Origin of the sequence: Micrococcus sp. FDAARGOS_333 (genome assembly GCF_002206575.2) — a bacterium.
Classification (GTDB): domain Bacteria; phylum Actinomycetota; class Actinomycetes; order Actinomycetales; family Micrococcaceae; genus Micrococcus; species Micrococcus lylae.
On record NZ_NJFJ02000001.1, the window covers coordinates 126,586 to 139,507 of the forward strand.

The 12,922-nt window shown below is 73.1% G+C and carries 12 protein-coding genes and 1 pseudogene; 3 read left to right on the top strand and 10 right to left on the bottom strand.

Annotation, left to right across the window (positions count from 1 at the left end; all coding sequences use genetic code 11):
* Positions 1 to 91: 91 nt before the first annotated feature.
* On the bottom strand, positions 92 to 964 hold the full coding sequence (locus CEQ11_RS00625; protein WP_088477395.1) for a MerR family transcriptional regulator: 873 nt from the start codon (positions 962 to 964) through the stop codon (positions 92 to 94).
* A 282-nt stretch (positions 965 to 1,246) separates the two neighbouring features.
* On the opposite strand from CEQ11_RS00625, the pseudogene CEQ11_RS00630 reads away from it, so the two are divergent.
* Positions 1,247 to 2,220, top strand: a pseudogene (locus CEQ11_RS00630) (acyl-CoA thioesterase).
* 224 nt (positions 2,221 to 2,444) lie between these two features.
* On the opposite strand, the gene CEQ11_RS00635 reads toward CEQ11_RS00630, so the two are convergent.
* From CEQ11_RS00635 to CEQ11_RS00680, 9 genes are all read right to left on the bottom strand, one after another.
* Positions 2,445 to 3,197 carry a sulfite exporter TauE/SafE family protein gene (locus CEQ11_RS00635; RefSeq protein ID WP_088477396.1) on the bottom strand — a complete coding sequence of 251 codons (753 nt, stop codon included), beginning with the start codon at positions 3,195 to 3,197 and terminating at the stop codon, positions 2,445 to 2,447.
* Positions 3,198 to 3,353: 156 nt separating this feature from the next.
* Positions 3,354 to 3,548, bottom strand: a complete 195-nt coding sequence (locus CEQ11_RS00640) for a hypothetical protein (protein WP_088477397.1) — start codon at positions 3,546 to 3,548, stop codon at positions 3,354 to 3,356.
* 90 nt (positions 3,549 to 3,638) lie between these two features.
* Complete coding sequence (locus tag CEQ11_RS00645; RefSeq protein ID WP_088477398.1) at positions 3,639 to 3,914, bottom strand: metal-sensitive transcriptional regulator; 276 nt, start codon at positions 3,912 to 3,914, stop codon at positions 3,639 to 3,641.
* Between the two features lie 89 nt (positions 3,915 to 4,003).
* Complete coding sequence (locus CEQ11_RS00650; protein ID WP_088477399.1) at positions 4,004 to 4,756, bottom strand: sulfite exporter TauE/SafE family protein; 753 nt, start codon at positions 4,754 to 4,756, stop codon at positions 4,004 to 4,006.
* Entirely contained in the window at positions 4,756 to 5,409 is a 654-nt protein-coding gene (locus CEQ11_RS00655; protein WP_088477400.1) for a rhodanese-like domain-containing protein, read from the bottom strand. The genes CEQ11_RS00650 and CEQ11_RS00655 overlap by 1 nt, the downstream gene beginning before the upstream one ends.
* 162 nt (positions 5,410 to 5,571) lie before the next feature.
* Positions 5,572 to 6,987 (bottom strand): rhodanese-like domain-containing protein, encoded by a 1,416-nt coding sequence (locus CEQ11_RS00660; RefSeq protein WP_088477401.1) that lies wholly within the window; start codon positions 6,985 to 6,987, stop codon positions 5,572 to 5,574.
* A gap of 270 nt (positions 6,988 to 7,257) precedes the next feature.
* Positions 7,258 to 8,307 (bottom strand): hypothetical protein, encoded by a 1,050-nt coding sequence (locus tag CEQ11_RS12650; RefSeq protein WP_127913427.1) that lies wholly within the window; start codon positions 8,305 to 8,307, stop codon positions 7,258 to 7,260.
* A gap of 249 nt (positions 8,308 to 8,556) precedes the next feature.
* Positions 8,557 to 9,831, bottom strand: a complete 1,275-nt coding sequence (locus tag CEQ11_RS00675) for a phosphatidylserine/phosphatidylglycerophosphate/cardiolipin synthase family protein (RefSeq protein WP_088477404.1) — start codon at positions 9,829 to 9,831, stop codon at positions 8,557 to 8,559.
* A 33-nt stretch (positions 9,832 to 9,864) separates the two neighbouring features.
* Positions 9,865 to 10,830, bottom strand: a complete 966-nt coding sequence (locus tag CEQ11_RS00680) for an acyl-CoA thioesterase (RefSeq protein WP_088477405.1) — start codon at positions 10,828 to 10,830, stop codon at positions 9,865 to 9,867.
* A 155-nt stretch (positions 10,831 to 10,985) separates the two neighbouring features.
* On the opposite strand from CEQ11_RS00680, the gene CEQ11_RS00685 reads away from it, so the two are divergent.
* Together CEQ11_RS00685 and CEQ11_RS00690 are read left to right on the top strand one after the other, a co-directional pair.
* The gene (locus CEQ11_RS00685) at positions 10,986 to 11,618 is read left to right on the top strand and encodes a HEAT repeat domain-containing protein (protein ID WP_227718654.1); all 633 of its coding nucleotides are present in this window, start codon (positions 10,986 to 10,988) and stop codon (positions 11,616 to 11,618) included.
* A 14-nt stretch (positions 11,619 to 11,632) separates the two neighbouring features.
* A complete protein-coding gene (locus CEQ11_RS00690) occupies positions 11,633 to 12,898 on the top strand; it encodes a methyltransferase domain-containing protein (RefSeq protein WP_088477406.1) in 1,266 nt (421 codons plus the stop codon).
* Positions 12,899 to 12,922: the final 24 nt, after the last annotated feature.

The following is a 12,922-nucleotide window of genomic DNA, read 5'->3' on the forward strand; positions in this document are numbered from 1 at the left end:
GTCGTGTCGGCGGCCCTTCATTGTGCACCCGCGGACCCGATCCGCGCCGCACTTGGTGACGAAGACCCCAACAGGGTGTCGGGCGGACCGGTCAGGCCTCCAGGCGGTCGGCGTTGGCGTGGATCGCGTCGCGCAGATACGCCGCCAGGCCGGGTGCGAGGTCCTCGTAGTTCTTGGCGAACCGCGGGTCGGCCACGTACATGTCCCCCAGGTTCCGGTGCATGGCCGGGGAGACGTCGAAGTACCAGCGGCTCATGTGGGCGCGGGCGGCCTCGGCGGCATCCATGGCGCGCACCGAGTCCGCGGGCTCGCCGTCCTGCATCGCCCCCAGGATCAGCGCATTGGCGTCGTCCATCTCCGCCTTGATCCGCTCCCAGTCCTGCTTCGAGTACTTCTTCGTGCGCTGCTGGGACTGCGCCCAGGCGTCGGTCTCGCCCCAGCGCTGCTCGGCCTCCTCCTGGTAGTCCTCGAACTCCTCGGCGTACTCGGAGCCGAACAGGTCCCCGTACAGCTCCTTCCTCTCCGCGTCGCCCATCGCGTCTTCCTTCTTCACGTCGTCGCCCATCGCGTCGTCCTTCTTCACGTCGTCGCTCATCGTGTCTTCCTTCCGCTCGGCGCCGCGCATCGCGCCTGCCTTCTCCTCGTCCTCCTCGGCGAGCGCCGTCTCCAGCGCACGCTCGAGCCGACGCAGCTCGTCGATCCGGGCGACCACGTCATCGTGCTGACGTTCCAGCGCGAGGCGACGGTCCGTCGTCGGGCCGGGGATCTCGTCCAGGCCGAAGCCGAGCCGGCGGTACGCGACCACCTCCTGCAGCCGCGCGACGTCCGCGGGCCCGTAGAGGCGGTAGCCGGCCGACGTGCGGGCGGGGCGGACGAGCCCGAGGCGGTCGTAGTGGTGCAGGGTGCGCACCGTGACCCCCGTGAGCTCGGCGACCTCGCCGACCGTGAGCTGCTTCTCTGTCATGGGAACGAGTGAACACCCTGACGCCACGTGAGGGTCAAGCCGGGGCGTGTGGCGTGCGTGTGGGCCCGGGCGGGGCGTGCCCGGCCTCCCACATCGTCAGGATCGACGTTTTTTCGCCGGATCGAACCAGACTGGTGCGATCCACCGAATTTTCGTCGATCTGGCGAGGGGTCGAGGTGTCACGGAAGCACCGCCATCGCCCGCCGCGTCGTTTCGGGGGCAGACTTCCCCATGGACACCGCCGCGTAGAACTCCCCCGCCACCCCGGCCGCCTCGGCGCCGATCCCCCACGGCGCCCACCGCCGCCACGAGGTCACCCTCCGCTTCCTCGCCGCGCCGACGGACCACGGACACGGCGGCACCGTGGACGCCGGCCGCGTGCTGGAGTGGGTGGACAAGGCGGCCTTCGCTGCGGCCACCGCCTGGGCCGGCACCTACTGCGTCACCGCGTACGTGGGCAACATCCACTTCCGGAACCCGGTGGAGGTGGGCCAGATGGTGGAGGTCACCGGCACCGTGCTCCACACGGGCTCGTCCTCCATGCACATCAACACCGTGGTCCGCGCCGGCGACCCCAAGACCGGCGAGCTCACCGAGGCGGCCCGCTGCCTGGTCGTCTTCGTGGCGGTGCAGGACGGCAGGCCGTCCCGCGTCCCGGAGTTCGTCCCGCAGACCCTGGAGCAGGAGCTCGCCCGGGACTGGGCGGTGTCCCGCATCCAGGTCCGCGACGCCGTCACCGAGGCCATGAAGGCCAGACCTACACGGACGCCGGCACCGCCGAGCGCGTGACCCTGCGCTTCCTCGCCGCGCCCACGGACGTGAACTGGGGCGGCAAGGTGCACGGCGGGATCGTCATGGAATGGATCGACACCGCCGCCTACCTGTGCGCCTCCCGCTACTGCGGCAAGGACACCGTGGCCGTGTTCTCCGGCGGCATCCGCTTCTACCGGCCGCTGCACATCGGGGACCTGGTGGAGGTGGAGGCACGCCTGATCTACACCGGCACGAAGAGCATGCACGTGGCCGTCCACGTCCGCTCCGGAGACCCCAAGGGCGACGAGCTGGCCCTGACCACCTACTGCCTGACGGTGATGGTCACCCGCAACGAGGCCGGCGACGCCGTGCCCGTCCCCGCCTGGGAGCCCGTCACGGACGAGGACAGGGCCCTCTGGCAGCACGCGCGCGACCTGCTCGAGATCCGCGCGAAGGCCCAGGGCAACCGCCTGCCGAACCACATGCTCGCCCAGGAGGGCTGAGGCCGGGGAGGGGCTTCCCGACGACGGCCGCCCCGGTCCGTCCGCGACCTCGCCTCCGCGGGTCGGCCGGCTCCGCGGCTCAGCGCGTCGGCGCCGTCACACGGGTGGCTCCGCGGCTCAGCCGACCCGGCAGGACCGACGATTCTGCTCCGGGTCGCCCCCATCGGGCACGGTGTGCAGCATTGTCGTCGGTCTGAGCGACGAGCGGCGCCAGCCCTGCCACCTCAGCCGAGCAGGGCCAGGCCCTCCTGGACCAGGACGAGCACACCCATCGCCAGGACGAACCAGCCGAAGCCCGTCTTCAGTGCCCCCTGGGGGACCCGGTGGGTCAGCGGCGCCCCGGCCAGCGCCCCGACGGCGGCCGCGGCGGTGACGGGCAGGACCCACGCCCAGTCCAGGGAGGTGCCGGTCAGGTGTCCGGCCAGTCCGGCCGTCGAATTCATGGCGATCACCATCAGGGAGGTCGCCACGGCCTGCCCCATCGGCAGCTTGGCCAGCAGCACGAGGGCCGGCACCACCATGAAGCCGCCGCCGGCGCCCACCGTGCCCACGGCGGCGCCGATCGCCGCGCCCTGCAGCAGGGACAGCCACAGCGGGGTGGGCGGGGCCGCCGGATCCGCCGGCTTCCGGCCGCGGATCATCCCGACGGCGGAGGCGAGCATCATCACCGCGAAGAGGACCATCAGGAGTGCACCGGGCAGCTGCGAGCCCATCAGCCCGCCGAGGAACGCGCCCGCCATGGACGCCGCCCCGAAGACCGCGCCGACCCGCCACTGCACGGCACGGCGCAGCGCATGGGGCACCAGCGCCACCGCCGAGGTCACGGCCACCACGAACAGGGACCCGGCGATCGCCTCCTCCGGGGGCAGCCCGGCCACATAGGCCAGCAGCGGCACCGTGAGGATCGACCCGCCGCCGCCGAGCAGGCCCACCAGGAGCCCGACCACCACGGCGAGGGCCAGCACGAGCCAGAGCATGGGGTCCTTCCGAGTGCGATGCAGACGCCGGCGACCAGCCGACGCGGCGGCGGTGAGCGGTCACCGCCCGCCACCCCATTGTGCCCGCAGCGCCCCCGCTCGCGGCCAGGCGGGAGGGGCGTTCAGTCGGAGTGCGCGCGACGGGGCGCGGGAACCTCAGCGGCCGAAGAGCCGGGCGAAGAAGCCCTTCATGCCACCACTGCCGGCACGGGCCGCCTCGATCTCGGCGGCCGAGTGCTTGCCGTCGCACCACTGTCCGGCGGGGACGGTGCGCTTGACGGAGTCGACGTGCTGGCCGCAGCCGGCCCAGGTGGTCTTGCCGCAGACCTTGCAGTTCACAGGACGGCACATGGTGGGGGTTCCTTCCGATCAGGTGTCGCAGCGGCCGGGCGGCCGTCGCGTGGGGATGCGGCGACGTCGTGGGGACGCCGCCGGAGTTTGTCAGGACAGGGTGAGGAAGAGCTTCTCCAGCTCCTCGACGGTGAGCTTCTCCTCCTTCTCGGCCCTCTCCGGATCGGCGATGCAGTGCTGCATGGCCGAGGAGACGATCGTGAAGCCGGCCCGGTCCAGCGCGGTGGAGACGGCGGCGAGCTGGGTGACCACGTCACGGCAGCTGCCCTCGCCCTCGACCTCGCGGATGACGGCGTCGAGCTGCCCGCGGGCGCGCTTGAGACGGTTGAGGATCTTGCGCTGGGTGGCGTCGTCGGCGGCGCGCATGGCGGCTCCTTGGGTTTGTGCGAGATGCGTGCGGGGTCGGAGGAGACTGATCGGATACCCGGCAGGGTATAACGACGACGGCCGGGCGGTCAGCCGAGAAGGGTCAGGCCCTCCTGGACCAGGACGAAGGCGCCCATGGCCAGGACGAACCAGCCGAAGCCCTTCTTCAGGGCGGCCTGCGGGACGCGGTGGGTCAGCGGGGCGCCGACCAGCGCACCGACCACGGCGGCTCCGGTGACGGGCAGCACCCATCCCCAGTCCAGGGACGTCCCGGTGAGGTGGCCGGCGAGCCCGGCCACGGAGTTCATGGCGATCACCATGACGGACGTCGCCACGGCCTGCCCCATGGGCAGCTTGGCCAGCAGCACGAGCGCCGGGACCACCATGAAGCCGCCGCCGGCACCCACGGTGCCCACGGCCACACCGATGGCCAGCCCCTGCAGCAGGGACGTCCACAGCGGCGTCGGCGGCGCGGCCGGGTCCACCGGCTTCCGCCCGCGGATCATGCCGATCGCAGAGGCCAGCATCATCACGGCGAACAGGACCATCAGCAGTGCCCCGGGCAGCCGTGCCCCCAGCAGCCCCCCGAGGAGGGCGCCGGCCATGGAGGCCACGCCGAAGACCGCGCCGACCCGCCACTGCACCGCCCCGCGCCGGGCGTGCGGCACCAGGGCCACCGCCGACGTCACGGCCACCACGAACAGGGAGCCGGCGATCGCCTGCTCCGGAGGCTGCCCGGCCACATAGGCCAGCAGCGGCACCGTGAGGATGGAGCCTCCGCCGCCGAGCAGCCCCACGAAGAGGCCGACGGCCACGGCGAGGATCAGCACGATCCAGAGCATCAGCGCGCCGGCTCCTCACGGTCTGCCGCGGCATCGGCGACCGCACCCGTCTGCGTGGGTGCGGCGCAGTCCTGGCAGGCCTGGGCGACATCGCCGATCACGGCCTCGGCCGGGCGCTGCTCGACCGCCCGGTTCCACGGCATCTTCGCGAGCACGGCGGCCATGGCGCAGGTGTTGGACACGGCGGACCAGCTCAGCCCGGCGCCGATGGCCGCGGGGATCAGCCCGAGCCGCCTGGGGCCCAGCTGCGAGGCCACGGCCCCGGCCAGCGCGATCGATCCGGCGGTGAGCCGGACCTGACGGTCCATGGACCAGCGGGAGCCGCGGCGCACCACGGCCCCGCCGGCGGCGGCGTAGGCGGACAGGCCGCCCTCCAAGACCTGGGCGGAGGTGAAGCCGGCCTCGGCGAGGCGGTCCTGGGCGGTGCAGGCCCGGCTGCCGGAGTGGCAGACGAGCACCACGTGCCCGCCGAGGCGCTCGACGAGGTCCTGCGTGTGCTCCTGGAGCAGGTCCAGCGGGACGTTGTAGGAGCCGGCGATGTGCTCGGCCTCGAACTCGGCGGGGGTGCGGACATCCACCACCACGTCCCGCCCGGAGTCCAGGCGGCGGCGCAGCTCGGCGGGGCTGACGGGGGTCACGGTCACGGGGGTCATTCTTCCTCCGGTGGGAGAGTCGTGGAAATCAGGGGGAGGCGGGACGGGCGTCGCGGGCGAGGACGACGCCCGTCCCGGGCGGGGAGGCACGGACGCCGGACGGAGGGGGATGTGCCCGGCGTCCGCACCGGTCCAGGGGCGGCCTGGTCAGGGCTGCCGGACTCAGCCCTGGGCGGCCCAGGCGGCGTAGCTTCCCTCGAGCTGGAGCACGTCGAACCCGGCGCGGCGCAGGGCCTGTGCGGCCACCACGTTGCGGAGGCCGGACTGGCAGAAGGTCACCAGTCGTCGGCCCTTCGGCAGCTCATCCTGATGGAAGAGCACCTTGCCGGCGCTCAGCTGCATGGCGTCCGCCACGGTGCCCGCGGAGAACTCGGTCTTGTTGCGCACGTCCACGAGCACGGCGTCCGCCCCCGACTCCGGCCCGCCGACCTGTCCTGCCGCGACCTGCGTCTTCAGCTCGGCGGCGGTCACGGTCGGCACCGGCTCCAGGGCGAGCCCGTCCAGCGACGTCACGAACGCCGTCGCGGCGTCCACGCCCACGCGGATCATGTGGTCGCGCAGGTCCTCGGCGTCCTCGCGGTCCGCGGCGAGCAGCACGATGTCCGCGTCGTCGTCCTCCGGGTCGTAGGCCCAGCCGGCGTGGGTGGCGACCTTGCCGCGGGACGGGAAGGCCAGCGCGCCCGGCACGGTGCCGGCGAGGATCTCGTCCACACCGCGGGTGTCCGCGAACACGGCGCCGGCGGCGAGCGCCTTCTCCACACCCTCGGCGTCGAGCTCCTCGAGCTCCTTCAGCTCGCCCAGGATGGCGGGACCGAGCTTGTTCTGGCGCTTCATCCGGGCGAAGTAGGTGTGGGCGTCCGGCTGGCCGTCGAGCAGCTCGTCGATGAATCCCTGCTCGTCGCCCTCGGCCAGGTGGCCGGCCCACCAGGCGTTCCTGCGCTCGTAGCCGACCGTGGAGGAGGGCAGCGCGCCGAGCGCCTTGCCGCAGGCGGAGCCGGCGCCGTGGGCCGGGAACACCTGGACGTGGTCCGGGAGGGTCAGGAACTTCTCCTGCAGGGAGCGGAACAGCTGCCTGGCGCCCTCGAAGCGGGTGTCCACGCCGCCGGCAGCCTCGTCCAGCAGGTCCGGGCGGCCGAGGTCGCCAGAGAACACGAAGTCACCGGTGAGCATGTAGCCCGGCTCGTCGGCGAAGGCGCCGTCGGTGACCAGGAAGGACAGGTGCTCCGGGGTGTGGCCCGGGGTGTGCACGGCCTGGACGGTGATGTTGCCGAGATTCACCTGGTCCCCGTCGTGCAGCAGGTTCCCCTCGAAGCCGTAGGCCCAGTCCTCGCCGCCCTCGCCGGAGAGGTGGATCTGCGCGCCGGTGGCGTGGGCCAGCTCGCGGGTGCCGGAGAGGTAGTCGGCGTGGATGTGGGTCTCGGTGACGTGGGTGATCCGCATGCCGTGTCGGGCGGCGAGGTCCAGGTACACCTGGATGTCCCGGCGGGGGTCGACGACGATCGCCTCCCCCTTGGCCTGGCAGCCGATCACGTAGCTCGCCTGGGCGAGGTCCTCGTCGTAGATGCGCTCGAGCAGCATGGCTGCCCCCTTTCCGTGGGGTGGTCTCCGGCCGCCCTCTGCGGCCTGGACTGTTCCCAGAGGCTTTCCGACGACGGCGCCTCGCCTCCGCGTCGATACCCCCGGGGGTATGTGGTCGCCACACTACACCCATACCCCCAGGGGTATACAAGGGGCGGTGTCGGAGTTCACACCGAAGGCGACGAGGAGCCCCGAGGGCCAGCCCCGGACGCGACGACGGCCGCCCACCGGAAGGTGAGCGGCCGTCGTCGGGAAACGGTGCGGGCGGGGTCAGCCGCCGGAGCCGAGCGAGATCTCGCGGCCCACGGTCATGGACGCGCCGGTGTTGAGGTTCTGGCAGGTCACGCCGGTGGAGCCGGCGGTGCAGAGGAACTCGTTCAGGCGGGCGGACTGACCGGGCACCAGGGTGTGGCTGACCAGACCCTCGGCGCCCCCCATGTAGCCGGACGGGGTGAAGAGGGTGGCCGGGCCGGTGTTCAGCACGCGGGCGCGCATGAACTCGCCCTCCGGGGTGGTCTCGCACTCGACGTAGAACTTGTACATGTCGCACATGACGCCGTCCTGCGTCTCGAAGTACAGGTAGTCGTTGCCGTCGGCGCGAGAGGCCTGGATGGTCGGCGCGGAGGACGTCGGCGGCTTCGGGGCGGCGGCCGGGGCCGAGGTGGGCGCCGGGGCCTGGATGGTCGGCGCGGAGGACGTCGGCGGCTTCGGGGCGGCGGCCGGGGCCGAGGTGGGCGCCGGGGCCTGGGTGGTCGGCGCGGAGGACGTCGGCGGCTTCGGGGCGGCGGCCGGGGCCGAGGTGGGCGCCGGGGCCTGGGTGGTCGGGGCGGGCTTCGGTGCGGCCGTCGTGGACGGTGCCGGCGCCGGGGCCTTCGTGGTGGGCGCGGGAGCCTGGGTGGTGGGAGCAGGGGCCTGGGTCGTCGGGGCCGGGGCCGGCGCCTGCGTCGTCGGGGCGGCGGAGCTCGAGGAGGCCGGGGCGGACGGGGCCGGGGTCCAGGCGGAGCTCGAGGGGGCCGGGGCCGAGGTCGTGGGCGCCGCCGAGCTGGACGGGGCGGCGGAGCTCGAGGGGGCCGCCGTGGCGGTGGACTCCTCCTCGGACGGGGTGGCGGACCCGGAGGCGGAGGACCGCGCGGACTCGGACGGGCTCGGCGACGACTCCTCGGTCTCGCTCGGCGAGGCGGAGGAGTCCGAGGCGGACGGGCTCGGAGCCTGGGCCTCGGACGCGGTGTCCTCGGCCGCACTGCAGCCGGCGAGCAGCAGCACGGCGGCGAGGGCGGTGCCGGTGAGCACGGAGCCGGTGGTCGCAGAGCGCAGGGTCATGGAGTCCTCACGAGGGGGTCGGGGGGAAGACGGGAGCGCCGGACCGGCAGCGACGGAAGTCACATCCGTCCAGGTCACGGTGTGGTCCTGACTGTACGCCGTCTCTGCGGCGAGCGCCGCAGTTCTGCGCCAGATGGAAGGAAGGCCACAGCCGCCGGTCAGACCGGCGGCTGGCCCCTCCCCAGGCCTGCGGCTGGCCCCTCCCCGAACCGGCGGCGCGGTGCGGCCACGACCGGCGGCCGGGCCCCGTCAGAGCAGCGGACGCAGCGGGGCGATGAGGGCCTCGATGACCTGGGAGCCCTTGTGCCGCTCACGCCAGCGGTGGGGGTCCACGGCCTCGCAGTGCGCGCGGTCGGAGGCGAAGATCTCCTCCATGCGGGCCGCGAAGTCCGGATCCACCACCTCGAGGTTGGTCTCGTAGTTGTAGCCCAGGGACAGGCGGTCGATGTTGGCGGTGCCCACGGTGGACCACTCGCCGTCGATCGTCGCGGTCTTCGCGTGGATCATGCCGGCCCGGTAGAGCAGGACGGTGATGCCGGCCTCGAGCATCTCGGCGGTGAATCCGCGCGAGGCCCAGTCCGCCACGATGTGGTTCGAGTCCTTCGGCACCATGACCTGCACGTCCACCCCGCGGCGGGACGCGGCCTTCAGCGCCGCCAGCACCTGCTGGTCCGGGATGAAGTACGGCGTGGAGATGCGGATGTGGCTGCGGGCGCGCTCGATCGCGTTCAGGTAAGTGCCGCGGATCGGGTAGACCAGCTGGACGGGCAGGTTCGAGGACACGGTGACCCGCTGGTCCCAGGAGCCGGGCGGGAACCACTCCATCTGCTCGTCCGGGCCGTGGGCGGAGTTCCACACGGTGGAGATCGAGTGCTCGAGCCCCCAGACGGCGGGGCCGACCTCCTTCACGTGGGTGTCCCGCCAGCGGTGCGCGCAGTAGTCGCCGATGTTGAAGCCGCCGATGTAGCCCACGCGCTCGTCCACCACCAGGATCTTGGAGTGGTTGAAGCCGGTGTGCCGGACGATGCCGCGCCAGTAGGGGCGGGCGAACGCCGGGAGGCGGTACACCTTCACCTTGTCCGAGAACTGCGCGTAGAAGGACTTCGGCACCACCATGTTCGCGAAGCCGTCGTAGGAGATCCACACGTCCACCCCGCGCTCGGCGGCGCGGTTGCAGGCCTCGAGGAACCGCTGGCCGGTCCTGTCGCCCTTCCAGATGAAGGTCTCGAGCTTGATCGAGCGCTCGGCGGCGTCGATCTCCCGGATCATGTCGTCGTAGAGGTCCTCGCCGCAGGTGAAGATCGTCAGCTTCGAGTCGCCCACGGTGGCGGTGAAGAGGCCCGGGCGTTCGGCGGGCCGGGCCTTCCTGCCCTTGCGCTTGACCATGTCCACGGCCGTCAGGCCCGCGGCCACGGAGGTGGGCACCACCACGGTGGTGGCCACCGCCCCGAGCACGGCCTTGCGCAGGAGGGGGCGCACTGCGGACACCGCGTCGAGGACACGGAGGGGAGAGAGACCAGCCATGGTCAGAGTCTAGTGATCCGCATCCGTCCGACCTCAGTCGTTTCGCTGCTGGCCGGACGTCCATGTGGTGCCGGCGGCGGAGCGGAGTAGCACGAGCTCCACGGCGGCGGACTCGAGGGAGGCGGACCACTCGGACTCGGGCTCCCACTGGGGGACGGGCTGGGCACGGCCGTCGTCCGGGACCACCATGACGGCCAGCGAGTGCGCCACGATCTTCGACTCGCGCTGATGCCGCTTGGCCGCGTACACGCGCAGCGCCACGTGCATCGCGCGCGGGGAGGTGTGCACGAGCAGCGCGACCACGGTGACCACGTCTCCGGCCTCGATGTTCTCCAGGAAGCGGACCCCGCCGGCGAAGGCGGCCACCACGTGCTCGGATCCGGACCAGCGGGCGGCGCAGACGGCGGCGGCCTCGTCGATCCAGCGCATGATCGCGGAGGCCTGGACGGTGGAGCCGATCGTGGTCTCCCCGTGCCCGGCGATGAAGCAGAGCTTCACGAGCTCGTCGTTCGGCCCGACCTCCTCGGGGAACGGGAGCGCGACCATGCCCTGCTCGATGGTGGTGCGGAGGACCTTCGCGTTGTTCGCCTGTTCGTCCCGCAGGCGCTGGCCCTCGGTCTCCGGGATCCAGGCGGGGGCGTCCACGAAGCGCCCGTCCTCCTCGGCCGCGTAGACCATGAGGCACTCGGTGCAGACCAGGGGGCCGCCGTCCTCGCCGGGCAGGCTGGGCATGATGAGGCGGGCCTGCACGTGGATGTACGGGCCGTCCGTGTGGACCACGCGGGCCTGGACCACGGCGCGGGTGTCCACGGGCACGGGGTTCTCGAACTGCATGTTGCCCACGTAGGAGGCGCGGACGTAGGTGCCGGCCCAGCTGGCGGCCACGGCGTAGCCCGCCTTGTCGATCCACGTGATGACGGTTCCGGCGTCCACCGTGCCCGACGGGAGGCCGTAGCCCTCCGCCGTGAACTCGAGGGAGAGGGCACCGCGCACATGCATGTCTGCGAACCTATCACCCGATCGCCTGGAGATGTGCTGCACGTCACGCCCGCCGACGGCCACCGGCCGAACGACGACGGCCGCTCGCCTCCGCCGCCCGGCGCGCCGCCGGACCGGGGTCGGGTTCGCGGCGCATCCGCGCCACAATGGTGGTCATGACCACCCCCGGAGAGCACCCGAAGTCCCCGATGGAGCCGGTGGACCTGCCGCCCGTCAAGGACACCCCGCTGCGGCGGCTGCAGGCCCGCGTGGACGAGGCCGTCCAGGCCCACGGCCCCGGCCCGGTGTCCGCCGCGGCCGTCCGCATGCTCACCGGCCGCACCACCGTGGAGGACGTGACCTCGGGCCTGGTGGGGACCCTCAGCGGGGACGGTGAGCACTTCAGCACCGCGGCCACCGGCGCGCTCGTGCTGACCGGCGTGTGGCACCGCACCGCCCTGGCCGCCGTCCGCGAGGCGACGGGCCACGAGGATGCGGAGGTCCGGGCCGCGGCCCTGACCGTGCTGTCCGTCCGGGCCGACGAGCTGCGCGCGGACCGTGCCGTGGACCGGGCCCTGGTGGCCGCCGTCCACGACGGCTGCGGGGACGCCTCGCCCGAGGTCCGTGCCGCCGCCGCGACCGCCCTGGGCGAGCTGGCCGAGGGCGGTGACCTGGCACTCGTGGCGCCGACCCTGAACGTGCTGGTCATGGATGTGGACCCGGAGCTGGCGAACGCCGCCGAGCTCGCGCTGACCCGGCTGGCCGACCGGCTCGACCACCCGGACCTGCGCGCCTCCACCGACTTCTGAGGTCCGCCGCCGACATGCAGTGCCCCCACTTCGACGCCGGCCGCTGCCGCTCGTGCGCCCTGATGGGCGTGCCCTACGCGGACCAGCTGACCCGCGCGGACGGCGAGGTCCGCGCCCTGCTGGCCGAGCACGTGCGTCCGGCGGAGACCGCCGGCGGGGCCACGCTGCCGGCGCCCCGCTGGGAGCCCCCGTCCGCCTCGGTCGAGTCGGGCTTCCGCAACAAGGCGAAGCTCGTGGTGACCGGGACCGCCGCCGAGCCGAGGCTCGGCATCCTGGACCCGGACCAGCACCCGAGGCACCACGACGGCACCGGCCACGACCTGCGCGACTGCGGCCTCTACGAGCCGGGCATGCAGACCGTGTTCGACGCCGTGGCGCGGAGCATCGCCCGTGCCGGGCTGACGCCCTATGACGTCGCCTCCCGCACGGGCGAGCTCAAGAACGTCATCGTAACCCTGTCCCCGGACGCCGAGTGCATGGTCCGCTTCGTCCTGCGCTCCACCGCGCAGCTGGAGGCCCTCCGGGCGGAGGTGCCCGCGCTGCGGGGCGAGCTGGACGCGGCAGGCGTCCCGGCCGTCGTCGTGACGGCGAACCTGCTCCCGCGGCATGTGGCGCTGCCCGAGGGCGAGGAGGAGGTCCACCTCGCCGGGGACCGGACGCTCACGATGCGCATCAACGGGATCGGCCTGCGCCTGCGCCCGCAGGGGTTCTTCCAGACCAACACGCAGGTGACCTCGGCGCTCTACGCGGCCGCGGCGGACTGGGTGGAGGAGGCGTCCGCCGGTCACGAGGCGCACAAGGACCCGGCCGGGGCGGTGCCGGTGCACCGCGTGTGGGACCTGTACTGCGGCGTCGGCGGCTTCGCGTTCCACCTGGCCGGGGAGGACCGTCAGGTGTGGGGCCAGGAGGCCTCCGCCGAGGCGATCGCTGCGGCGCGGACGACCGCCGCGGAGCTCGGCCTCGCCGACCGGGTCCGTTTCGACGCCGGCGACGCCACCCGGGCGCTCTCGTCCGCGACGCCCTCGGGGTCGGACGATCCGCCGGTGCCGTCGCCGGACGTCGTGGTGGTGAACCCGCCGCGGCGCGGCATCGGCGCAGAGCTGTCCGAGGCCCTCGAGGCCTCCGCCGTCCCGCTGGTGGTCTACTCCAGCTGCAATGCGAAGACCCTCGCCCAGGACCTCGCCCGGATGCCGTCCTATCGGCTCGAGCGGGTGCGGGTGTTCGACATGTTCCCGCAGACCGCGCACGCCGAGACGCTGGTGCTGCTGCGCCGCCGCTGACGGCGGGCCGGCACCGTCCGCCGC

Bases quoted from the DNA above. Each gene is read 5' to 3' on its own strand.
- CEQ11_RS00645 (WP_088477398.1), bottom strand. From the start codon at position 3,914: ATGCGCGCCGCCGACGACGCCACCCAGCGCAAGATCCTCAACCGTCTC.
- CEQ11_RS00675 (WP_088477404.1), bottom strand. From the start codon at position 9,831: ATGGCTGGTCTCTCTCCCCTCCGTGTCCTCGACGCGGTGTCCGCAGTG.
- CEQ11_RS00635 (WP_088477396.1), bottom strand. From the start codon at position 3,197: ATGCTCTGGCTCGTGCTGGCCCTCGCCGTGGTGGTCGGGCTCCTGGTG.
- CEQ11_RS00685 (WP_227718654.1), top strand. From the start codon at position 10,986: ATGACCACCCCCGGAGAGCACCCGAAGTCCCCGATGGAGCCGGTGGAC.
- CEQ11_RS12650 (WP_127913427.1), bottom strand. From the start codon at position 8,307: ATGACCCTGCGCTCTGCGACCACCGGCTCCGTGCTCACCGGCACCGCC.
- CEQ11_RS00690 (WP_088477406.1), top strand. From the start codon at position 11,633: ATGCAGTGCCCCCACTTCGACGCCGGCCGCTGCCGCTCGTGCGCCCTG.
- CEQ11_RS00625 (WP_088477395.1), bottom strand. From the start codon at position 964: ATGACAGAGAAGCAGCTCACGGTCGGCGAGGTCGCCGAGCTCACGGGG.
- CEQ11_RS00660 (WP_088477401.1), bottom strand. From the start codon at position 6,987: ATGCTGCTCGAGCGCATCTACGACGAGGACCTCGCCCAGGCGAGCTAC.
- CEQ11_RS00655 (WP_088477400.1), bottom strand. From the start codon at position 5,409: ATGACCCCCGTGACCGTGACCCCCGTCAGCCCCGCCGAGCTGCGCCGC.
- CEQ11_RS00640 (WP_088477397.1), bottom strand. From the start codon at position 3,548: ATGTGCCGTCCTGTGAACTGCAAGGTCTGCGGCAAGACCACCTGGGCC.
- CEQ11_RS00680 (WP_088477405.1), bottom strand. From the start codon at position 10,830: ATGCATGTGCGCGGTGCCCTCTCCCTCGAGTTCACGGCGGAGGGCTAC.
- CEQ11_RS00650 (WP_088477399.1), bottom strand. From the start codon at position 4,756: ATGCTCTGGATCGTGCTGATCCTCGCCGTGGCCGTCGGCCTCTTCGTG.